Here is a 22,235-nt window from a genome sequence, read left to right as displayed (position 1 = left end):
TATGATTCTATTCTTTGACGCAGAGGTTTTCCTGCAAGATTGGCTCTTCGTCGTAATAGATCCTATTAATCATCAAAAATATGTCTTTATAAATGATGCTAAGAAATTAGCATCATTTTATGAAGAACATAAAGAACATATCTGGATTGGCTATAACAGCCATCATTATGATCAGTATATTTTAAAAGGTATCCTTTGCGGTTTTGACCCATATAGTATCTCCAGTTTCATTATAGCAGAAAAAAATCAAGGCTGGCAGTATAGTTCTCTATTTCAAAAGATACAGCTTTATGAATTTGATATTATGACAACAACTCACGGTTTAAAAGAACTTGAGGGTTTTATGGGAAATGACATAAGAGAAAGCACTGTAAGTTTTTCAATAGATAGAAAGTTAACAGAAGAAGAATTAGAGGAAGTTGTTAAATATTGTACTCATGATGTTGAGCAGACTATAGAAATATTTCTTCACAGAAAAGAGGAATTTGATAGTCATATAGCTTTACTTAAAGCTTTTAAACTGCCCCTTAAATATATAAGTAAAACAAAGGCTCAGCTTGCAGCAGTTATTTTAAAAGCTAATAAAATAAATCGCTGCGATGAATTTGAACTAAATATACCAAGTAATTTAAAAATAAATAAATATAATGAGGTTCTTGATTGGTACAAAAATTCAAGTAATCACAGTTATGATAAATCATTAGAAATAAATATAAGTGGAGTACCGCATGTATTTGCATGGGGTGGGCTTCATGGTGCAAAAGAAAAATATACAGGTGAAGGAATTCTTTTAAATGTAGATGTAGTTTCATTTTACCCGTCTTTGATGATAGAGTATGGATTTTTATCAAGGAATGTAGAAGACCCAACATTTTATAAAGAAATATATAAGGAACGTATAAAGCTAAAAGCTGAAAAGAACCCAATGCAGCAGCCTTATAAAATTGTTCTTAACAGTACCTATGGTGCTATGAAATACAAATACAATAACCTCTATGACCCAAGACAGGCTAATAATGTATGCGTAGCAGGACAGCTTTTACTTTTAGATTTAATAGAAAGGCTAGAACCGCATTGGAGTTTAATTCAGTCCAATACTGATGGTTTAATAGGAAAAATAAAAAGGAAATCAGATTTAGATAAAATCAAAGAAATCTGTAAGGAATGGGAAGATAGGACTTATATGAAGCTTGATTTTGAAATCTTTAAGAAGATATATCAAAAGGATGTAAATAACTACATCATTATTAAAGAAGACGGCAGTTTTAAATCTAAAGGTGCCTATGTCAAGGAACTAAATAGTATTGATAATGACCTGCCTATAATAAACTTGGCTTTAAAGAAATATTTCATAGAAGGTTTTCCAGTTGAAAAAACCATAACGGAATGTAAGGAGCTTTTAATGTTTCAAAAGGTTGTAAAGCTTACTTATAAATATTCTCATGCTCTTTATGGGGACAAACCATTAGCAGAAAAAACTTTAAGAGTTTTTGCATCAAAGAATGAGGAGGATAAAGGTGTATTTAAAGTAAAGCCTAATGGCAGAGTTGAAAAAATAGCAAATACTCCGGAAAGATGTTTTATAGTAAATGACAGTGTTATAGGCAAAAGAGTACCAAGACGCCTTGATAAAGAGTGGTATATAAATTTAGCAAAGAAAAGAATTGAAGATTTTGTTGGTGAAATCAGATAAAAAATTATAGGAATTTGGGAAATATTAATCAAAAAGGTTAAATTTCAAAGCAATTTAAGGGTAATATTAAGATTTTTAAAGCGACTTTTGGGAATAAACATATAAATTTTATGATTAAACAACCCAAAAAGTATATGAAAATGGGCAAAAAAACATCCTTTTTACTATATAATTCTTACCAAAAGGCGGGTGAAAACACCATGGATATTTTCAAAGGATACATTCCTTTAAAAGGAAAAAAACCTTTAGAGGGATATAAGGACAGAAATAAATTTTATTGTTATGACTATATAAGAAAAACAGGCAAAGATTACGGTGCAGTTTTACAAGATGATATTATTCAAATAGATTTTGATTCAATAGAAGAAGCAAATGTTGTAAAAAACATAATAACAGATTTAGATATTAAATGTTGCATATTAAAGACAGATAGAGGGATGCATTTTTATTTTAAAAACACAGATTTAAAAACAAGAAAAATCAAGACAAAGACTCCTTTAGGAGTAACAATTGACATAGGACTTGGCTCAAAGAATTGTATTGTGCCATTGAGAGTGAATGGGGTAACAAGAAGATGGTTAAACAAAACAGAAGAAGTTGACTATCTTCCAGAATGGCTAAGACCATTAAAAACAGCACCGGATTTTCTAAATATGAAAGAAGGAGATGGAAGAAATCAAGCATTATTCAATTATATATTAACCCTTCAATCAGAAGGTTTTAGTAAGGATAGTATTAAAAACATTATAAATATCATAAACAAATATATTTTAAAAGAACCATTAGAACAAAGAGAAATAGATACAATACTTCGAGATGAAGCATTTTTAAAACCTTTGTTTTATCAAAAGTCAAAATTCTTACATGACCAGTTTGCAAGATTTATAAGGGATGAAGAGCACATTATTAAAATTAATAACCAGCTCCATGTTTATAAGGACGGAATTTATAAAAATAGTACTTTGGAAATTGAATCAGTTATGATTAAACATTTACCAGAGCTTAATAAAGCAAAGAGGAATGAAACTATAAATTACCTAGAACTTATTACTAATAACGTTATTCCAAGCTTTGAAGATTATAATCGCATAGCATTTAACAATGGAATTTATAACATAATAGATGATTCTTTTACAGAACATTCTCCAGATTTTATCATCACTAACAGAATTCCGTGGGATTATAACCCAAATGCTTATTTTGAATTAGCAGATAAAACCTTAGATAAAATCAGCTGCAATGATGCTGAAATTAGAAGTGTGCTTGAAGAACTTATAGGATACACATTTTATAGAAGAAATGAAATTGGAAAAGCTTTCATTTTAACTGGTGAAAAACAAAATGGGAAATCAACATTTTTGGATATGGTAACTACACTTATAGGTATTTCTAATATTGCAGCTCTTGATTTAAAGGAGTTGGGAGAGCGATTTAAAACAGCAGAATTATTTGGAAAGCTTGCAAATATTGGTGACGATATTGGAGATGAATTTATTGCAGAGCCTTCAATGTTTAAGAAGCTTGTTACAGGGGATAGAGTTAATGCAGAGAGGAAAGGCAAAGACCCTTTTGATTTTAATAATTACTCCAAGCTTTTATTTTCAGCCAATAATGTTCCAAGGGTTAAGGATAAAACAGGAGCTGTCCAAAGAAGACTTCTTATAATTCCGTTTAAGGCAAAGTTTACAGCAGATGATCCTGATTTCAGACCAGATATTAAATATGAATTAAGGACAAAAGAGTCCATGGAATATTTGATTTTACTGGGTTTAAAGGGGCTTAAAAGAATCCTACAAAATAAAAAGTTCACAAAATCCATACAAGTGGAGCATGAGCTTAAAGAATATGAGAAGACCAACAATCCAATTATTGAATTCTATGAAGAATATGAAACAAAAGTAGAAAATGAGCCAACGAAAAATGTCTATAAGAATTATTTGGAGTTTTGTTTAAATAATAATCTGCAGCCACTTAGTCATATAGAATTTTCAAGACAGATTACCAAGAGGTTCGGTTATAAAACTATAGATAAAAAAATTGATGGGAAGAAATATAGGATATTTGTGAAAATGTAAGTACAAGATGGGTTCTATATGAGTTCAACATAAGTACAAGATTGTAACGTAGTAAAATCAATGGGGTACAAGATGTCTAAGATGTATATACCCTTTATATAATAAGATATAGTATATATAAAAATATTACTATATAAAAAAGAAATATATATATATAACTAGGTATCATGTACTCCCTAAGTAAGGGGGAATTGTAAATGAGCGATAGACAAGCATACTCAGATTCTACAGCTGCAAAGGCTGTCGGAAATGGAATAAAGGAATTAAAAAAGAAAAAGGCGGTAAATAGCTGTTTTGCCTTAAGAAAAGGGAAATGCAGTGTGCTAAATGTTAAAAAATGTGATGACCTAAGTTGTAGTTTTTATAAAACTAAGCAGCAGCTTCAGCAGGAAAAGAAGCTAACTTTTAAAAGGATTAAATCCTTAGATAAAGGTACACAAATGCATATTGCAGAGTCCTATTATGACAATAAAATGCCTTGGCTAAAGGAGGAGATTTAGCATGACAGCCAAAGAATATTTATCACAGGCTTATCATATAGACCAAAGAATTAATAGTAAGTTAGAGCAGATTATTTCCTTAAGGGCATTAGCTACAAAGGCAACATCTACTTTAAGCGATACACCACCTAGTGGAACTCGTAATGTGCATTCTATGGAGGATATAATAGCTAAGATAGTTGATTTAGAAAATGAAATAAATAGAGATATTGATATTCTTGTGGATTTAAAAAGGGAGTTTGTTTCAGTTATTAGAAAAATAGATAATACAGAATATCAGACTCTATTGGAACTTAGATATCTCTGTTTTAAGACATGGGAACAGATTGCTGTTGATATGGGATACAGTTTACAGCATATATTTCGTATTCATGATAAAGCTTTAAAAGAAATAAATATTTCATAAGATGAGAGTAAATGTGATAGAAAGAGAGTATCAAAATGTGTTTATATTATAATTGGAGGATTAGAAAGATGAGTTATAAAGAAGCTTTGTTAGACGGGATTAGGATTGAACAAAAAGGTAAACAAGCTAGATACTACCCTAGATGTATATTTTGTGGTACAGAAGTAATGTCATGTAACTATGTACCAAATTATAATTATATCTGTTCTGATTGTAAAAAAATTAAAAAAACTATTTTAAAAACGGAAATTTTTAGAATAAAAACAAAAGATGAGAGTAAATGTGATAGAAAGAGAGTATTAAAATCTGATTAAATTATAATTAGGAAAAAAGAATTTAGATATCTATTAAAGAGGACACTAAAAGACATTGAAAGACACCCTTGTATCCGCAGTAGTATTATAATAGACGAAGTGAAAAAACAGATGAAGCCATCACAGAAAAACTGTGGTGGTTTTCATATGTAAAAACATAACTTGGGAGGACTGATATATATGCCAGTAAAACCTAAACGACCCTGCAGTTATCCTGGCTGTCCTGAACTTACCTGCGACAGATACTGTGAGAAACATCAAAAGGAAATAAATAAAACCTACAATAAAAACTGCAGACCCTATGGATACCTTTATAACAGTAGCAGGTGGAGAAGACTTAGGAAACAGTTTCTGCATAAACACCCACTGTGTGAAGAGTGTAAAAGAAAAGGTATTGTTACTGCTGCAACTGTAGTGGATCATATTAAACCACATCAAGGTGATGAAAGGTTGTTCTGGGATGAGAGCAATTGGCAGAGTTTATGCAAAAGCTGTCATGATAGAAAGACTGCTAAGGAAGACGGCAGATGGGGAAGGAAAGGACGAGTCTATTCTTATTAAAGTTATCAACAATGATATGTTAATAACCTGTGGACAATCTGTTGATAATTCTTCAACAAAGGGTAGGGGGCATCATTATCCTCACCACTTGAACCCCCTACGTCGGGCGGCTCCCTTCGCACGAAATTTCGCAGAATTTAATAAGGGGGGTAGCATATATTTTATGAAAAATCAGCTGTAACTATTGAAAAATCAGCCATTAAGCTGTTTTATATTTTGCAGATAAGTATCTGTAAAAATCAGAAGATTAAAAGCCTGTAAACCTTGAAAATACAAGGATTTATAGGCTTTTGATGTTTATATAAAAACTATTCAAAAATCAAGTTCAATGAGTGATTTTTAAATGTTTTTATGGCATTTTCTAAAGATTTTGCATTAATCTTATCGCAAAAAGGAAAGGAGGCATAAAGAAATTGACTGAGGTGGAAAAACAGCAGATTCATGAACTAAGGCTTAAAGGTTTAGGATATAAAGCAATAGCTGCAGTTCTTGGTTTATCAAGAGATTCAGTAAAAAGCTACTGTAAAAGGAATGGTCTTTGCGGTGATGTTTCTGTAGTAAGTTTGAACATTGAAGAGATGAAAAAGCAGAGTTTTGTATGCCTTCACTGTGGTAAGAAATTAAAACAAAAGAAAAAAGGGAGAGTAAGGAAATTCTGCTCTGAAGAATGCAGAAGAATCTGGTGGAAAAATAATCAAGACAAAAGAAACAGGAAGGATACAGCTGTTTATAAATACACCTGTGCCTACTGCAGAAAAGAGTTTAGCTCTTATGGAAATAAAAACAGAAAATACTGCAGTCACAGCTGCTATATAAAATCAAGGTTTGGGGAGGTTTAATAAGATGCAGTTTAGGAAATTAAAAATAGACAGCCTTGTACCAGCTAAATATAATCCGAGAAAAGATTTAAAGCCGGGTGATAAGGAATATGAAAAGATAAAAAACAGTTTAACTGAATTTGGATATGTAGATCCCATTATTGTAAATTCAGACCTTACAATTATTGGCGGTCATCAAAGATGGAAGGTTTTAAAAAGCTTAGGCTATACAGAAGTTGATTGTGTTGTTATTGATATAGATAAAACAAAGGAAAAGGCTTTGAATGTGGCACTTAATAAGATAAGCGGAGAGTGGAATGAAGCACTTCTTGCTGAGCTTATTAAAGATTTGCAGAGTATAGATTATGATGTTTCCTTTACAGGTTTTGAACCGCCAGAGATAGAAGAACTGTTTAGCAATGTTCATGACAAGGAAATAAAAGAAGATGATTTTGATGTTGAAGATGCTTTAAAAGAACCTGTAATTTCAAAGCAGGGAGATTTGTGGCTGCTTGGAAGGCACAGGCTTATTTGCGGGGATAGTACTAAAGCTGAAACATATGAGGCTTTAATGGATGGTAAAAAAGCTAATTTAGTGGTTACAGACCCTCCCTACAATGTTGCATATGAAGCAAAAGCCGGAAAGATTCAAAATGATAACCTTAAAGATGAGGAGTTTTATAATTTCCTTTATAAGGCGTTCACTAATATGTATGATGCTATGGAGAAAGATGCTTCAATTTATGTATTCCATGCAGATACAGAAGGATTAAACTTTAGAAAGGCTTTTAAAGCTGTTGGATTTTATTTATCCGGAGTTTGTATCTGGGCAAAGCAAAGCTTGGTACTGGGCAGAAGTCCTTATCAGTGGAAACATGAACCTGTACTCTTTGGTTGGAAGAAGGAAGGCAGGCATAATTGGTACTCTGATAGAAAACAAAGTACTATATGGAGCTTTGACAGACCATCTAAGAATGCTCTCCATCCAACAATGAAGCCAGTAGCTCTTTGTGCTTATCCAATTCAAAACAGCAGCATGAGCAATTGTATTGTTCTTGACCCTTTTGGCGGCAGTGGTTCTACTTTGATTGCCTGTGAGCAGACTAATAGAATCTGCTATACCATAGAGCTTGATGAAAAGTATGCTGATGTTATTGTAAAGAGATATATAGAGCAAATGGGAGCTGATGAAGATGTGTTTCTTTTAAGAGATGGTAATAAAATTAAATATGCTGATATCAAAAAGGAAGGTTGTGATTAATATGACCTTCCTTGATTTCTTTGCAGGAATAGGCGGCTTTCGATTGGGGTTAGAACTTGCAGGACATAAATGTATAGGATTTTGTGAAAAAGATAAATTTGCAGTAAAAAGCTATAGAGCTATGTTTGATACGGAAGGAGAGTGGTATGCAGATGACATTACAAAACTCAAATCAGAAGACATACCTTATGCAGATATCTGGTGTGGAGGCACTCCGTGCCAAGATGTATCTATTGCAGGAAAGCGAAAAGGTTTATCAGGAGAGCGAAGTGGACTCTTTTTTAAATTTATTGAACTCGTTAAAGTCAAAGAAGAAAAGGATAAACCCATATACCTTATCTTTGAAAATGTTAAAGGACTTTTATCAAGTAATAGAGGATTCGATTTTACAAACTATCTCAATTGTATATCCGAAGCAGGGTATGATGCAATCTGGCAGGTGCTTAACTCTAAAGACTTCGGAGTTCCCCAAAACAGAGAGCGTGTGTTCATTATTGCAAATCTTAGAACCAGAGGTAGACGAAAAATACTACCTGTCAGAGGAGAAAACGCAGCAGCTCTTAAGCAGATTATAGGCGGCTGTCAAGGTGAGCGAGTTTATGATGCAGAAGGAGTAGCTTGCACACTTACAGGTTGTGGTGGAGGTGGAGGAGCAAAGACTGGTCTTTACTGCGTAGGAAATATAAATCCAAGCGGCAAAGGTATGAATGGAAATGTTTATTCATCAGAAGGAATTGCTCCAGCAGTTACAACTAATAAGGGCGAAGGAAGCAAAATTTTTATAGACCAGTCTTACACAAAGCCAAAGCTCACAGATACATCAAGATGTATTACTTCCCGTTATACAGCAGGAGTTGTAAATAGAACTGCAATGAATAGCGGAGTTTTAGAGAGTGTTCCAATTGAGTTTAATAGAAATGATGGTATTCTTGATGAAATAAAAATAGCACATACAATCAGTGCCAGTGATTGGCGAGGACTAAACAGAAATCAAACACAAAATGCTGTTCTTGAAGCAAGGGCTGTTATAACTCCTGAAAGAGAAAATAAACGTCAGAATGGAAGGAGATTTAAAAATGCAGATGAACCAATGTTTACTTTAACAGGGCAGGACAGACATGGAGTTGCAGTTAAAGAAGCTACAAAAAAAGGCTATGCTGAAGCTGAGATTGGAGACAGCATAAATATTTCAGTACCTAATTCAAAAACAAGAAGAGGCAGGGTTGGAAAAGGTATATCAAATACTCTAGATACAGGATGCCAAATGGCTACATTGGACAAAAATTACCGTATTAGAAGGCTTACACCGAAGGAATGCTTCAGACTTCAAGGCTTTCCAGATGAGTTATTTGAAAAAGCAAGGGCTGTAAATTCAGATGCTCAGCTATATAAGCAGGCAGGTAATGCAGTAACTGTAAATGTTGCTTTTGCAGTAGCACAATCTATTAAATAAAAATAGTGTTAATAATCTTTGATAATATACTTGCTATTACTCCCCTTTAGAGTGATATATGTACATGACCAAAAACACACTAAGAAAGGGGAAACAAAAATGCAAAACACAGATTTTTTAAAAGCAAGATTTGGAATTGAAATTGAAATGACAGGAGTTACAAGAAACAAGGCCGCAAAGGTTGTTGCAGAAGTTTTAAGAGGAAGTATAAAAAGAGAAAATGATTATTATGATACCTATAAGGTAACAGCAGCAGACGGAAGAGTATGGAAGCTTATGTATGACGGAAGTATTTACACCCAAAAGAAAGTAAATGACGAGAAGGTAGCAGCTACAAAAGAGTATAGTGTAGAACTAGTAAGTCCAATACTTACCTACAAAGAAGACATAGAAACTTTGCAGGAGATAGTAAGAAAGCTTAGAAAAGCAGGAGCCTTTTCAGAAAAGCAAAACTGCACAGGGATTCACATACACCTTGATGGAGCTGACCATACACCAAGAAGTATTAGAAACTTTATAAACATAATCTACTCAAGAAATGACCTGCTTTATGAAAGCCTTCAGATTGAGAGAGAAAGAATGAGATACTGCAAAAAGATGGATGCAGATTTGGTGGAAAGGATAAACAAGAAAAAGCCTACTACCATGAAGCAGATTGAGGATATTTGGTACGAGGGATACGGTTCAAATAGAGAAAGGCATTACCATGAAAGCAGATACCACTTCTTAAACCTACACAGCTTTTTCAACGGAACAGGAACAGTTGAACTTAGAGGTTTTAATGGAACCATGCACGCAGGAGTTATTAGGTCAAATATAGTTTTAGCCTTGGCACTTAACCATCAAGCCCTTACTCAAAAGAGTGCAAGCAGTAAAAAGCCACAGGTTGAAAATCCAAAGTTTGCAATGAGGACCTGGCTTAACAGAATAGGCTTTATAGGTGAAGAATTCAAAAACTGCAGAGAACACCTTATAAAGCACCTTCAAGGCTCAGCAGCTTGGAGATTTCAGAGAGCCGCATAGATAGGCGGCTGGCTTCATAAAGCCACAGGGCGGAATTACCGCCCTTAGGGTAGTAGAAGGAACTAATGGGCTAGGAATTAAACTTAAGGCAATACAGGGGAACTGTGGCCCAATTAGAAGCTTTCAGAAAGGGTGGATTGATAGATGAAAAGATTGTATATTGCTTATGGTTCAAACTTAAATCTTCAGCAGATGGAAAAAAGATGTCCTACGGCTAGGGTTTATGGCAAGGGGGAGTTAAAGGATTTTAGGTTGCTTTTTAAAGGAGTACCTAATAATGCTTATGCTACTATTGAACCTTTTAAGGGTGGAAAGGTACCAGTACTTGTTTGGGAGGTTAAACCTAAAGATGAGAAAGCTTTAGACATTTACGAAGGTTTCCCAAACTTTTATTATAAAAAAGATTTAGAGGTGGAGCTTGAAAGTGGAGAAATAGTAACTGCTATGGTGTACATCATGACCAATAAAATAAAAGATAGGATTAACTTAAACCTTCCAAGTGAAAGGTATCTAAGAATAGTTAAAGAAGGATATACATCTTCAGGTTTTGATATAGGTTTTATTGAAGAAGCATTGAAAGTAAGTGCTGAAGCTATAAGCAAAAATAATAGATATAAACTTTAAGAATTAGCTTGATATATGTGTGTTTTAGAGTGATATATAGTATAACAAAAACACACTTGGAGGTTTTAGAATGATAGCATTATTTGGAAGAAAGGTTTTAAATTTAAAGGAACTTAAAGAACTTACAAAAGAAGCTAAGAAGGATGGAGTAAAAGGAACAGCCTACGAAGTTACAAAAGAAATTGAACTAAGAGATGAGGAATTTAAAGAATTTGCAAAAGACTTCTGCAAAGACCAGCCTTGGATAACCAAAGAAGATGGTGGTTGCAACGAAAAAGGAGAGCTAAGATGCATAAGGGTTAGGAACACAAAAACAAAGAAAAGCATTTTAGTAGATTCAGAAGGCTACACCTACCCAAGGTACACAGCGATTGAAAATTAGACAGAAGCAGACTGAAGGGCCTGTTTTCTTCTTAAAATATTTATACAAAGTACTTGCTATTAACTGTGTTTAGAGTGATATATGTAACTACCAAAACACAGGGAGGAATGAAGATGGATAGAAAAGAAATAGTTAAAATTTTAAGTGAAGCCTTAGGTTCTCAAGCAAAGTATCTTGGAGCACCAAGCTTTGCCTATGAAATTAAAACGGAAAAGGAAATCTACACAATAGATAGGCAGGGAACCATTATAACTTCGCAAGGTAGGGTTGTTACACTTAACGAAATTTTAAAGGGAGAGGATTCTGAAGAAAAAATAGAGGATACAACTATTGATAGTTTTAATTTAGAAATTCCATTAGGAGAGCATACGGGAAAAACGCTAATAAATATTTTAAATATGCTTTACAGTAAACAGCAGCTAATTGTTAAAACCTTCGAATTAAAAGAACCTTTTATTGAGGAAACCTTTATAAAGAATTTGAATTTAAAGAGAACAGAAACTTTAGAAGAATTTCAAAATGCTATTACTGAAGTTGGAACTGATGGTTGCAAAGGCATATCCTTTGATTTTGAGAAAGGAACTTTTACCTTTAAGCTATTAGGTGAAACCTTAAGCCATGAAAAAATATCCGCATTTATAGAACTTGCATCTTTAATAAATGTGAACGCACAAAAATTAAAACACACCTCTTTTAAGCAGACTCAGGAGGATAACCCTAAATATGCATTCAGAACTTGGCTCATTCGCCTTGGCATGAATGGAAGTAGGTATAAAGATATAAGGAAAACACTTCTTTCAAATCTTGAAGGCAGTTGTGCTTTTAGAAAATTACAACAGGAAGGAAGTGCTGAAATAAATGGATAAATTTTTTACTCAGAAAACCTGTGATCGCTGTGGAGAAAGCTTAAAAGAGGGTAGAATAATGTCAATGTATAATGAGGATTGCATTTGCTTAAGCTGCAAGGAAAAGGAAAGGAAACGTAGTGATTATAAAGAAGCTGTAGAAGCTGAATATGAAGAAGTTAAGAAAGGGAATTACAACTACAAGGGTATAAAAGGAAAAAGAAAATAAGTTTAAGGGTCTACGATTGTAGGCTCTTTTTAGTTAGCCAAAAGAGGAGGTGATACCTATGGCTCAAAGGGGAAGAAAACCAAAACCAACAGCATTAAAAATACTTGAAGGAAATCCAGGGAAAAGACCACTTAATGAAGATGAACCAAAACCTGAGAAAAAAGCACCTAAATGTCCAGGCTGGCTTGATGCTGAAGCTAAAAAAGAGTGGAGGAGAATGTCAAAGCAGCTTGAGGCAATGGGAATACTTACAGAAATAGATATGGCAGCCTTTGCAGGATATTGTCAAGCCTATGCAAGGTGGAAGGAAGCAGAAGAATTTATAACTAAACATGGAACTATTGTAAAAACACCATCGGGATACTGGCAGCAGGTGCCACAGGTATCTATCGCTCAAACCTACCTTAAAATCATGAACAGATTCTGCGAACAGTTTGGACTTACTCCATCAGCAAGAAGCAGAATAGTCACTGACAATATAAATGATGAAGAAGATCCAATGGAACTTATACTTTATAAAGGAGGCAGTAAGAGTGTATGATGAAGCAAAAGCACAGCATGCCGTAAACTTTATTAACTGCTTAAAGCATACAAAGGGTCAGTGGCGTGGTGTTCCTTTTGATCTTCTGCCTTGGCAGGATAAAATTATAAGGGATATATTCGGAACAGTAAAAGAAAATGGATACAGGCAGTATAATACTGCTTATGTTGAAATTCCTAAGAAAAATGGAAAACAGTTAGCCCTTGATACTCCGATTCCAACACCTGATGGATGGACTACAATGGGGGAAATAAAAGCAGGAGATAAGGTAATTGATGAAAAGGGAAGACCTTGTAATGTTGTTGCAATAAGTGAAATTGATGATACGGAGCAGGCATATAAAATAAATTTTAGAGATGGAACAAGTATAGTAGCTGGAGAAAGGCATCTATGGAAGGTTCAAGTTACTAATAATGGCAGAAGAGAAAAACTATTAACAACAGGAGAAATGTATCAAAAGCAGTTTAAAACTAAAAGTAAAGAAAATAGAGCATTATTTCGCATCCCAATAGCGGATGCTTTTATTTTGCCTGAAAATAAACTTCCTATAGATCCGTATCTATTTGGGTACTGGATAGGAAATGGTAATGCTGTAAAGCCTGAAATAACTGTAATGAGAGATGATGTTGACGAAGTTATTAAAAATATACCATATAAACTTCATAATAGATATAAGCAGGAGGGTAACAGCGATATTTTAGTATATAAAGAACTTAAAAGTATATTAGTTAAAAACTTTAGGGAAAAAAGGATACCTATTGAATATTTAAGAGCATCAGCTCAGCAAAGAAAAAGATTATTACAAGGGTTAATAGATTCTGATGGATGTGTAAGCACTGCTGAAAGTCAGGCAATATATGTGACAATTCTTTTTGAACTTGCCAAGGATGTTCAGGATTTATTATGGTCATTGGGAATAAAGAATACGTTAAAAACAGCTCCATCAGCTAGATATGGAATTGAAACAGGTGAAATATGTTATTTAATAAAGTTTACTGCTTTTAATGACTTAGAAGTATCAGGATTAGATAGAAAGCTTAAAAGAGGCAGAGAAAGAAATATTAAAACAAGATCACATTTTCATTATATAAAGTCTATTGAAAAAACAGGAAAGACAAAAATGAGATGTATTCAGGTTGACAGCCCATCAAGATTATATTTAGCAGGTAAATCCATGATTCCTACACATAATAGCGAGCTTGCTGCTGCAGTTGCTCTTTATATGACCTGCGGAGATGGAGAATGGGGAGCTGAAGTTTACGGCTGTGCTGCAGATAGACAACAGGCTTCTATCGTTTTTGATGTAGCTGTTGAAATGGTAGAACAGTGTCCTGCTCTTAAGAAAAGAATTAAACCTGTTCTTTCTGTAAAAAGATTAATATATAAGCCTACAAATAGTTTTTATCAGGTATTATCTGCTGAAGCTTACTCCAAACACGGGCTTAATATTCATTCGGTGGTATTTGATGAACTTCATGCCCAACCTAACAGGGATTTATATGATGTTATGACTAAAGGAAGTGGTGATGCAAGATTGCAGCCGCTGTTTTTTCTTATAACCACAGCCGGAACAGATAGAAATTCTATATGCTATGAAGTACATCAAAAGGCAGTAGATATATTAGAAGGAAGAAAAATCGATCCAACATTTTATCCTGTTATTTATGGAATAGATGACAATGACGATTGGACATTAGAGAAAAACTGGTATAAAGCAAACCCTTCTCTTGGGCATACCATAGATATAGAAAAAGTGAGAAATGCCTTTAACAGTGCAAAAGAAAATCCCGCTGAAGAAAATATATTCCGTCAGCTTAGATTAAACCAATGGGTGAAGCAGTCCACAAGATGGATGCAGATGGATAAGTGGGATGAGTGTGCTTTTAAAGTAGATATAGACAGCTTAAAAGGAAGAGAGTGTTATGGCGGACTTGACCTTTCAAGTACCAACGATATTACAGCCTTTGTATTAATATTTCCTCCAACACCAACAGATGATAAATATTATGTACTTCCTTTCTTTTGGATACCAGAAGAAAACTTAAAGCTTAGAGTCAGACGTGACCATGTGCCTTATGATGTGTGGGCAAAGCAAGGGTTTCTTAAGACTACAGAGGGAAATGTTATACACTATGGCTTTATTGAAAGTTTTATAGAGGATTTAGGGAAAAAATACAACATAAAAGAAATAGCCTTTGACAGATGGGGTGCCGTGCAGATGGTTCAAAATCTTGAAGGCTTAGGCTTTACAGTAGTTCCTTTTGGACAAGGTTATAAAGATATGAGTCCACCGACTAAAGAGCTTATGAAAATTACCCTTGAAAAGAAAATAGCCCATGGAGGACATCCTGTTTTAAGGTGGATGATGGATAATATTTATGTAAAAACTGATCCTGCAGGTAATATAAAGCCTGATAAAGAAAAGTCTACTGAAAAGATAGATGGTGCTGTAGCACTTATTATGGCACTTGACAGGTCAATAAGGCATGGAAATAAAGAAAGTGTCTATGAAAAAAGAGGAATGAGAAGTTTTCTTGATTAGGAGGTGGTGCTTTGAAACTAAAAGATAGAGTGAAGTTATTTTTAACGCCCCAGAATGCCTTGTTTGAAGTCCTTCAGAAATATTCGGAGGATTTTTTAAATGGTGAAGAAGTTGTAAAAGATAATTTTAAAATAGATACAGCATCCGCTATGAGTTTTTCTGCAGTTTTTGCCTGCAATAGAGTTCTTTCTGAAACCTTGGCAAGCTGTCCTATAATGCTTTATGAAAAAGATGATAAAGGAAACAGAAGGCAGGTTACAGACACTGCTGAATATGGTGTACTTCATTATGCACCAAATGCAGAAATGACACCAGTGCAGTTTAAAGAGTTTGGTATGACAAATATAAACCTTGGGGGAAACTTTATAGCACAAAAGGTTTTTAATATGCATGGAGAGCTTTTAGAACTTAGACCTATATCATGGGACAGAGTAAGAATTGATATAGATAAATCTACAGGAAGGCTTCTTTATTATATTGATGGAAAGACAGAGCCTAAAACAAGAGATGAAATATTTCATATTCCGGGATTAACTTTAGACGGTTATATAGGAATAACACCTCTTAGTTATGCAGCACTTACTATTGATATTGGATTATCGCAGGACACTTTTGAAAGAAACTTTTATCATAACAGGGCCTCAAGCAGCGGTATTTTTCAGTATCCTAACGAGCTTTCAGATGAAGCATTTCAAAGGCTTAAAAAGGATATTAAGAAGAACTACACAGGACTTTCAAATGCAGGAGTTCCAATGATACTTGAAGGCGGCGGTCAGTTTAAGGAAATAACTATGAAGCTTACAGATGCACAGTTTTTAGAATCCAAGAGATTCAGAATTGAAGATGTGTGCAGAATTTTCAGAGTACCACTTCATCTGGTGCAGGATTTAACAAGATCCACCAATAACAATATTGAACATCAGAGCTTAGAGTTTATTGTTTACACTATGCTGCCGTGGTTTAAAAAATGGGAAGAAAATTTAAATCTTCAGCTTTTATCAAAGGAATCAAGAAGAAAGAACAGGTACTTTGAATTCAATATAAGCGGACTTCTTCGTGGAGATATTAAATCAAGATATGAAGCTTATGCACAGGGAAGACAGTGGGGATGGCTTTCTGTTAATGATATTAGAAGGCTTGAAAATATGAATCCTATTGATAACGGTGACAGATATCTCGAACCTCTCAATATGAGCGAAGCAGGAAAACAGGAAGAGCAGCTTAAAGCACTAAGGGAAGAAATATTTAATATGATTAATGAAAGGAAGTGATAAAATGCCGTTTTGGAATTTTAAAAACAGCGAAGAAAATGAGGAGGAGATAGAGCTTAGAATTGATGGTGACATTGTCATGGACGATGATTTTTGGTCGATGCTTTTTGGAAATGACAATGTAACACCAAAGGGGTTTATGTCAGAGCTTAATAAATATAAAGGCAAAGACATAAATGTTTGGATTAATTCCTATGGAGGGGATGTCTATGCAGCTTCAAGAATTTACACAGCTTTAAAGGAACACAAGGGAAAGGTTAAAGTAAAAATTGATGGTGTGGCAATTTCAGCAGCTTCAGTTATAGCAATGGCAGGAGATGAAATTCTAATGTCTCCAACTTCAATTCTAATGATTCATAATCCATGGGGAAATTTTCAAGGTGAAGCTAAGGATTTAAGACATGGAGCTGATGTGCTGGATGAAGTAAAGGAAACCATAATCAATGCTTATCAGCTTAAGACTAAAAAATCCAGATCAAAAATATCACAGATGATGGATGAAGAAACATGGATGAGTGCTAAGAAAGCACTAGCTGAAGGATTCGTTGATGGAATGCTTTATACAGAAAATAAAGAAGAAACAGTGGAAAATTCTTTTATGTTCAGCAGATTTGCTATTCAAAATAGTGTTAATACAAGAACTAGAGATTTTATAAAACAGTATAATCAAAGATTTAAAGAAACCTATAAAGATGAAGAAAAAATAAAATTATTAAAAGCAAAACTTGCCTTAGAGTGTGAACTTTAGGGCTTTTATTATTTTGAAAGGAAGGTAATGTATATGTCAGAAAAAATGAAAGAATTATTAGCTCAGTTATCAAATTTAGAAACAGAATCTAAAAATCTAATAAATAAAGAGGATGCTACAGCTGATGAAATAAATGCAAAACTTTCTGAAATTAAGGCTTTAAAAGCCAAGATTGAAGCACAAAAAGAAATTGATGCAATAAATGCAGAAAGAGAAAAACAGGCTCAGACACCTGTAAATGAACCAATATATGCTCAGCCAAAGAATCACAATGAAAAGAAGTGGAAGAGCATGGGAGAATTTTTAAGTGCCGTTGCAAAGGCTTCATCTCCAGGTGGAAGGATGGACAACAGATTAACTTACCAGAACTCAGCAACAGGACTTAATGAAAGCATAGCTTCAGAAGGAGGATTTTTACTAGAAAATGAGTTTATAAATGACTTATTTGAATCCATGATGGCACAAAGTCAGGTGGCAAACAGAATAAGAATGATTCCTATAGGAGCTAATACCAATAGGCTTAGAGCCCTTGGAATTGACGAAAATAGCAGAGCAAACGGAAGTAGATGGGGTGGAGTTCAAGCTTACTGGGTAGCAGAAGCTGAAACAGCAGCTCAAAGTAAACCAAAGTTTAAAGAGATTGAAATGTCCCTTCAAAAACTTTTAGCACTTTGCTATGTAACTGATGATTTGCTTGAAGATACTACAGCTTTAGAAGCTATAGTAAGGCAAGCCTATGCAGATGAAATGAGTTTTAAGATTGATGATGCAATTATTAATGGTACTGGTGTTGGAATGCCTCTTGGAATACTTAATTCAGATGCTTTAGTTACTGTACCTAAAGAAAAAGACCAGGCAGCGGGAACTATAAAGTATGAAAATATACTTAAAATGTGGAGCAGTATGCCTGCAAGACTTAGAGCAAATGCTGTATGGTATATAAACCAAGAGATAGAACCACAGCTTTACACTATGGCTCTTAATATTGGAACTGGTGGAGCACCTGTGTTTATGCCTTCTGGAGGTGCTGCAACTTCACAGTACAGTACCTTACTTAATAGACCAATTATTCCAATAGAGCAGTGCTCCCCTCTTGGTAAAAAAGGAGATATTATTTTAGCAGATCCAACACAGTACATTGGAATAGATAAAAAAAGTTTAACTTCTGATGTTTCTATCCATGTAAGATTTTTATATGATGAGCAGGTATTCAGATTCATCTATAAATTTAATGGAATGCCGTATAAGAATAAGCCAATTATGCCTTACAAGGGTGCAAATCCACTAAGTCCTTTTGTAACTTTAGCAGATAGGTAGGAGGTAAAAATTATGTTTATTGAAAAATATAAAGTAATACAGATCATTTCACCAAAGACAACAAATGAAGGTATAGAAAGCAGATATGTAAATTTAAAAAATGCAGTAAATGCTGTAGTAATTGTAAATCTTACTCAAGCAGCAGCTCATGAAACACAAATATCCATATATCAGGCAAAAGATACACAAGGAACAGATTCAAAGGCATTAATCAGCAGTGTACCAGTATGGGCAAATGAGAATACGACTGCAGATACTTTATTAAAAACAGATGGAGCAGGATATACAGTAGAAGAAACAGCAGGAAATAAGCAGATTGTTTTTCAAATAGATCCTGCAAAGCTTGATATAAATGAAGGATTCACTTGTATCGGAATTAAAATCGGGGCAAGTTCTCAAGCAGCTAATTTTGCAAGTGCAGATGTTATTATAGACAGCAGATACAGCAGTTAAATCAAGGAGCCTTAGTGCTCCTTTTCTTTTTGAGGTGATAAAATGGCAATTAAAATAATAACTCCGCCAATAGTTGAACCAATAACTTTAGAGGAAGCAAAAAATCATTTGAGAGTTGATGGTAATGATGATGATATTTTAATCATGAGCCTAATAAAACAAGCTAGAGAATGGTGTGAAGACTATCAAAATAGAAAATATATAACTCAGACCTTAGAGCTTGTTTTGGATACTTTCCCTAATGGTAATGCTATAGTTTTTAATAGCTGTTCACCAATACAAAAGGTAGAAAGTATAAAATATTATGATGAGAATAGACAGGAGTATTTATTTGATGAAAGTAATTATATTGTTGACTTATATGGTTTTGTAAACAGAGTTGTTCTAAATAGAGGAAAGCATTGGCCTACAGTAGAACTTCAGTCAGTAAATGCTGTAAGGGTAAGAATAGTTGCAGGGTATGGAGATACTCCGGATAAAGTTCCTGAAACTGTGAAGTGGGCAATGATACTTCAAATGAAGCTTTTATATGATGATTACAGACCAGAGGAAAAAACAAAGTTAGAGGAAGCAAGAAATGCTCTTCTTTCTATGAATAGGGTGATTCCAGTATGAAGGCTGAAGATTTAAGACATAGAATAAAATTGCAGAAAAATACAGTTCAAACAGATGAGAATGGCTTTGAAACTGAAACTTGGGCAGATTTTAAAGAGCTATGGGCAAAAACTGAAAATCTTCATGGCAGAGAATATTTTGAAGCCGCAGCAGTTCAAGCTGAGAACACTGTGAAATTTACTATAAGGTATGTACCAAATATTGAAACAACAATGAGAATTTTATTTAAAGGAAAGCAGTACAATATAACATCTATCGATAACATAAAATACGCTAATAAATTCATAGAAATCAAGGCTATGGAGGTTGATAACAGTGGCTAAAATAGAACTTGAAGGAATGCAGGAGCTTATAGATAGAGTTAATAAACTTGGTGCAAAAGGTGAGGATATAAAGAAAAAGGCTCTTAATAAAGCTGGGGATTTAGTTAAAACTAGCATGGAGAAAAATGCTCCTGTATCTCCACTAAATAAAAAACATATGACTGATAATATAAAGGTTTCTGAAATAGAGAAGGAAAATGGGATAGATTTTATTGAAATAGGTCCGAATAAAGGGGACAATTCAGAGTTTTTCTACAGCAAATTTACTGAATGGGGAACTGCAAAGATTCCAGCACAGCATTGGGCGGAGAACTCTGTTCTTGAAAATAAAAAAGAAATCAACCAAATCATAATGGATGAGCTTAAAAGGGGGCTTGAGAAATGATAAATAAAATTATAGTAGATGCCTTAAAGCCGCTTAATATCCCGGTTTCTTTTCAAAAATATACTGGAAAGGCTGAAAACTACATTACTTTTCATGAGTATTTAACTGCAGGTGAAGAGTATGAGGATGATGAAGAAGCTTTGACAGCACATTATATCCAAGTAGATGTGTGGTCAAAGGCTGATTATACAGATATAGTTAAAAATATAAAAGAACTTTTGCTTAAAGCAGGGTTCAAAAGATTAAATGAAATAGACCTTTATGAAGAAGATACAAAAATCTTTCACAAAGGTCTTAAATTTTATTATTTAGAGGAGAGTGATATAAATGGCTAGACAGATAGGACTAAGAGATATTCATATCGCAATTTTAACTAGCGATGATGCTAGTGGAACTGTATATGGTGCACCAATAAAACTTGAAAGAGCAATCAGTGCCAAGCTTTCTCCAAAGTTAAATTCAGAGAATATCTATTCTGATGACTCTGTTGAGGATATCATAACTGCCTTTGAAGGTGTAGATGTGGAAATTGAAGTGAATCAGCTTTCGCTTGTAAGCAGAGCAAAACTTCAAGGAGCCAAAATTGTGAAGGGTGTTCTTATTGAAAATAAAGATGATATACCGCCAACCATAGCTTTAGGCTTTAAATCAAAGAAGAATAACGGAAAATATAGATATGTGTGGCTGCTGAAAGGGAAGTTTGAACTTGCTACAGATGAATATGACACTGAGGCAGAAAAGCCAAAGGCACAAAGTGCAAAGCTTAAGGGAAATTTCTATTCGAGAGAATCTGACGGGAATTATAGGTTTATTGCAGATGAAGATGCTGAAGGTATTGATCAAACGATTATAAGTTCATGGTTTGCTGAGGTTCCAGATGAGCCTATAGGAACATCATAAATTATTATATGAAATTAATTTAATGGCAAAGAAGTATTTGGTATAATAAAGCATATAGTTAGTACACAGTTGTATATAAATGTGCATTAAAGCGGGGGATAAGATTATGTTAGATAAAATAAAGGCATTACCAGATAAGACACTATTAATTATAGGGCTGACATTACAATTAATAGCAATAATATTTGTTGTAGTTGTAGGTTTTATTAATGAAATGTCTATTGATAGATGGATAAACTTTATTTTCTATGTTTTATATTTTACTGGTCTGCCATTCATTATGCTTGCATATGATAAAAGACGTAAAAATAAATAAGATTAAGTCTAATAATATTTAATTTTTAGTTGATACACAACATTCTTATATTGTTAACTAACAGGGAATTTTAACCCCTGTTTTTTCTCGCTTAAAAAAGAATGGAGGGATATTATTTGAAAGCATCAGAACTTAAAAACAAGGGTATAAAAATTACACTGGCAAATAAAGAGTACGAACTTAAATTTGATATGAACACCTTCTGTGAATTAGAGGAAGTTTATGGAGACATTAATCAAGCCTTTGAGGATTTGCAGAATAAAAAGATTAAAGCAATTAGGGCACTGATATATTCAGCAATTAAAGCAGAGAATGAAAGTGTAACTCTTAAAGAAGTAGGCAGAATGCTTACACTTAATGATATGGAGAGATTAGGGACAGCTATTAATGAAGCGTTAAATATAGCTATGCCAGAAATAACTGAAAATATGGGGGAATAGAAAGCCACACCAATCAAGAAGGATGGGATTGGGAGTGGCTTTTCTATTTGGGAACAAATCTTTTAAAAATGACTGAGGAGCAGTTTTGGAAAAGTACACCTAAGAAGTTACAAGCTCTTTTCAATGTATACAAAAGAGTAAATGGAATTGAGGAAGAAGAGGAGCTTGATTATATAGATAACATTATTTTCTAGCAGGGA

Annotated in this window: 28 protein-coding genes; all 28 read left to right on the top strand. The window is 33.9% G+C overall.

Features of this window, described 5'->3' with window-relative positions; genetic code table 11:
• The first annotated feature begins 1 nt into the window (after nt 1).
• Entirely contained in the window at nt 2-1,693 is a 1,692-nt protein-coding gene (locus CLOTH_RS05375) for a hypothetical protein (RefSeq protein WP_079411918.1), read from the top strand.
• Between the two features lie 110 nt (nt 1,694-1,803).
• Nucleotides 1,804-3,768 carry a phage/plasmid primase, P4 family gene (locus CLOTH_RS05370; protein WP_331722019.1) on the top strand — a complete coding sequence of 655 codons (1,965 nt, stop codon included), beginning with the start codon at nt 1,804-1,806 and terminating at the stop codon, nt 3,766-3,768.
• Between the two features lie 197 nt (nt 3,769-3,965).
• Nucleotides 3,966-4,268, top strand: a complete 303-nt coding sequence (locus tag CLOTH_RS05365) for a hypothetical protein (RefSeq protein ID WP_079411916.1) — start codon at nt 3,966-3,968, stop codon at nt 4,266-4,268.
• A 1-nt stretch (nt 4,269) separates the two neighbouring features.
• Complete coding sequence (locus tag CLOTH_RS05360) at nt 4,270-4,674, top strand: DUF1492 domain-containing protein (protein ID WP_011838233.1); 405 nt, start codon at nt 4,270-4,272, stop codon at nt 4,672-4,674.
• A gap of 68 nt (nt 4,675-4,742) precedes the next feature.
• Nucleotides 4,743-4,988, top strand: coding sequence for a hypothetical protein (locus CLOTH_RS05355; protein WP_020458081.1), 246 nt, complete (start codon nt 4,743-4,745; stop codon nt 4,986-4,988).
• Nucleotides 4,989-5,168: 180 nt separating this feature from the next.
• Nucleotides 5,169-5,549 carry an HNH endonuclease gene (locus CLOTH_RS05350; protein ID WP_011838232.1) on the top strand — a complete coding sequence of 127 codons (381 nt, stop codon included), beginning with the start codon at nt 5,169-5,171 and terminating at the stop codon, nt 5,547-5,549.
• A gap of 413 nt (nt 5,550-5,962) precedes the next feature.
• Complete coding sequence (locus tag CLOTH_RS05345; protein WP_079411914.1) at nt 5,963-6,388, top strand: RNA polymerase subunit sigma-70; 426 nt, start codon at nt 5,963-5,965, stop codon at nt 6,386-6,388.
• Between the two features lie 4 nt (nt 6,389-6,392).
• Nucleotides 6,393-7,628: a site-specific DNA-methyltransferase gene (locus tag CLOTH_RS05340; RefSeq protein ID WP_079411913.1), complete on the top strand. Its 1,236-nt coding sequence runs from the start codon at nt 6,393-6,395 to the stop codon at nt 7,626-7,628.
• The gene (gene dcm, locus CLOTH_RS05335; protein WP_331722018.1) at nt 7,579-9,081 is read left to right on the top strand and encodes a DNA (cytosine-5-)-methyltransferase; all 1,503 of its coding nucleotides are present in this window, start codon (nt 7,579-7,581) and stop codon (nt 9,079-9,081) included. The genes CLOTH_RS05340 and dcm overlap by 50 nt, the downstream gene beginning before the upstream one ends.
• Before the next feature lie 99 nt (nt 9,082-9,180).
• Complete coding sequence (locus CLOTH_RS05330; protein WP_011838228.1) at nt 9,181-10,104, top strand: amidoligase family protein; 924 nt, start codon at nt 9,181-9,183, stop codon at nt 10,102-10,104.
• A 144-nt stretch (nt 10,105-10,248) separates the two neighbouring features.
• Nucleotides 10,249-10,728 carry a gamma-glutamylcyclotransferase family protein gene (locus CLOTH_RS05325; protein WP_011838227.1) on the top strand — a complete coding sequence of 160 codons (480 nt, stop codon included), beginning with the start codon at nt 10,249-10,251 and terminating at the stop codon, nt 10,726-10,728.
• Between the two features lie 70 nt (nt 10,729-10,798).
• The gene (locus CLOTH_RS05320; protein ID WP_011838226.1) at nt 10,799-11,110 is read left to right on the top strand and encodes a hypothetical protein; all 312 of its coding nucleotides are present in this window, start codon (nt 10,799-10,801) and stop codon (nt 11,108-11,110) included.
• 113 nt (nt 11,111-11,223) lie between these two features.
• Nucleotides 11,224-11,976: a hypothetical protein gene (locus tag CLOTH_RS05315; protein ID WP_079411911.1), complete on the top strand. Its 753-nt coding sequence runs from the start codon at nt 11,224-11,226 to the stop codon at nt 11,974-11,976.
• Between the two features lie 58 nt (nt 11,977-12,034).
• Nucleotides 12,035-12,184: a hypothetical protein gene (locus tag CLOTH_RS05310; RefSeq protein ID WP_278406592.1), complete on the top strand. Its 150-nt coding sequence runs from the start codon at nt 12,035-12,037 to the stop codon at nt 12,182-12,184.
• 58 nt (nt 12,185-12,242) lie between these two features.
• Nucleotides 12,243-12,725: a phage terminase small subunit P27 family gene (locus tag CLOTH_RS05305; protein WP_011838224.1), complete on the top strand. Its 483-nt coding sequence runs from the start codon at nt 12,243-12,245 to the stop codon at nt 12,723-12,725.
• On the top strand, nt 12,718-15,267 hold the full coding sequence (locus CLOTH_RS05300) for a terminase TerL endonuclease subunit (protein WP_143715426.1): 2,550 nt from the start codon (nt 12,718-12,720) through the stop codon (nt 15,265-15,267). Before CLOTH_RS05305 ends, CLOTH_RS05300 begins: the two co-directional genes overlap by 8 nt.
• Nucleotides 15,268-15,278: 11 nt before the next feature.
• Nucleotides 15,279-16,538 (top strand): phage portal protein, encoded by a 1,260-nt coding sequence (locus tag CLOTH_RS05295; protein ID WP_079411908.1) that lies wholly within the window; start codon nt 15,279-15,281, stop codon nt 16,536-16,538.
• 4 nt (nt 16,539-16,542) lie between these two features.
• Nucleotides 16,543-17,286: a head maturation protease, ClpP-related gene (locus tag CLOTH_RS05290; RefSeq protein ID WP_079411906.1), complete on the top strand. Its 744-nt coding sequence runs from the start codon at nt 16,543-16,545 to the stop codon at nt 17,284-17,286.
• A gap of 33 nt (nt 17,287-17,319) precedes the next feature.
• A complete protein-coding gene (locus CLOTH_RS05285) occupies nt 17,320-18,603 on the top strand; it encodes a phage major capsid protein (RefSeq protein WP_331722017.1) in 1,284 nt (427 codons plus the stop codon).
• Between the two features lie 12 nt (nt 18,604-18,615).
• Complete coding sequence (locus tag CLOTH_RS05280) at nt 18,616-19,056, top strand: hypothetical protein (RefSeq protein WP_011838219.1); 441 nt, start codon at nt 18,616-18,618, stop codon at nt 19,054-19,056.
• A gap of 42 nt (nt 19,057-19,098) precedes the next feature.
• Nucleotides 19,099-19,671 carry a head-tail connector protein gene (locus tag CLOTH_RS05275; RefSeq protein ID WP_079411903.1) on the top strand — a complete coding sequence of 191 codons (573 nt, stop codon included), beginning with the start codon at nt 19,099-19,101 and terminating at the stop codon, nt 19,669-19,671.
• Nucleotides 19,668-19,994: a phage head closure protein gene (locus CLOTH_RS05270; RefSeq protein ID WP_079411901.1), complete on the top strand. Its 327-nt coding sequence runs from the start codon at nt 19,668-19,670 to the stop codon at nt 19,992-19,994. The genes CLOTH_RS05275 and CLOTH_RS05270 overlap by 4 nt, the downstream gene beginning before the upstream one ends.
• The gene (locus CLOTH_RS05265) at nt 19,987-20,379 is read left to right on the top strand and encodes an HK97-gp10 family putative phage morphogenesis protein (protein WP_079411899.1); all 393 of its coding nucleotides are present in this window, start codon (nt 19,987-19,989) and stop codon (nt 20,377-20,379) included. The genes CLOTH_RS05270 and CLOTH_RS05265 overlap by 8 nt, the downstream gene beginning before the upstream one ends.
• Nucleotides 20,376-20,714: a hypothetical protein gene (locus CLOTH_RS05260; RefSeq protein ID WP_079411897.1), complete on the top strand. Its 339-nt coding sequence runs from the start codon at nt 20,376-20,378 to the stop codon at nt 20,712-20,714. Before CLOTH_RS05265 ends, CLOTH_RS05260 begins: the two co-directional genes overlap by 4 nt.
• Nucleotides 20,707-21,279 (top strand): major tail protein, encoded by a 573-nt coding sequence (locus CLOTH_RS05255; RefSeq protein WP_079411896.1) that lies wholly within the window; start codon nt 20,707-20,709, stop codon nt 21,277-21,279. Before CLOTH_RS05260 ends, CLOTH_RS05255 begins: the two co-directional genes overlap by 8 nt.
• A gap of 106 nt (nt 21,280-21,385) precedes the next feature.
• Nucleotides 21,386-21,595, top strand: coding sequence for a hypothetical protein (locus CLOTH_RS05250; protein WP_079411894.1), 210 nt, complete (start codon nt 21,386-21,388; stop codon nt 21,593-21,595).
• Nucleotides 21,596-21,711: 116 nt separating this feature from the next.
• Entirely contained in the window at nt 21,712-22,035 is a 324-nt protein-coding gene (locus CLOTH_RS05245; protein ID WP_079411893.1) for a tail assembly chaperone, read from the top strand.
• Between the two features lie 47 nt (nt 22,036-22,082).
• The gene (locus tag CLOTH_RS10595) at nt 22,083-22,229 is read left to right on the top strand and encodes a hypothetical protein (protein WP_158080470.1); all 147 of its coding nucleotides are present in this window, start codon (nt 22,083-22,085) and stop codon (nt 22,227-22,229) included.
• The last annotated feature ends 6 nt before the right edge of the window (nt 22,230-22,235 follow it).

This window comes from Alkalithermobacter paradoxus, assembly GCA_002029295.1.
Taxonomy (GTDB): domain Bacteria; phylum Bacillota; class Clostridia; order Peptostreptococcales; family Peptostreptococcaceae; genus Alkalithermobacter; species Alkalithermobacter paradoxus.
The sequence above is the reverse complement of the archived record's forward strand: the minus strand, read 5'-3'. Positions and strand labels throughout refer to the sequence as shown.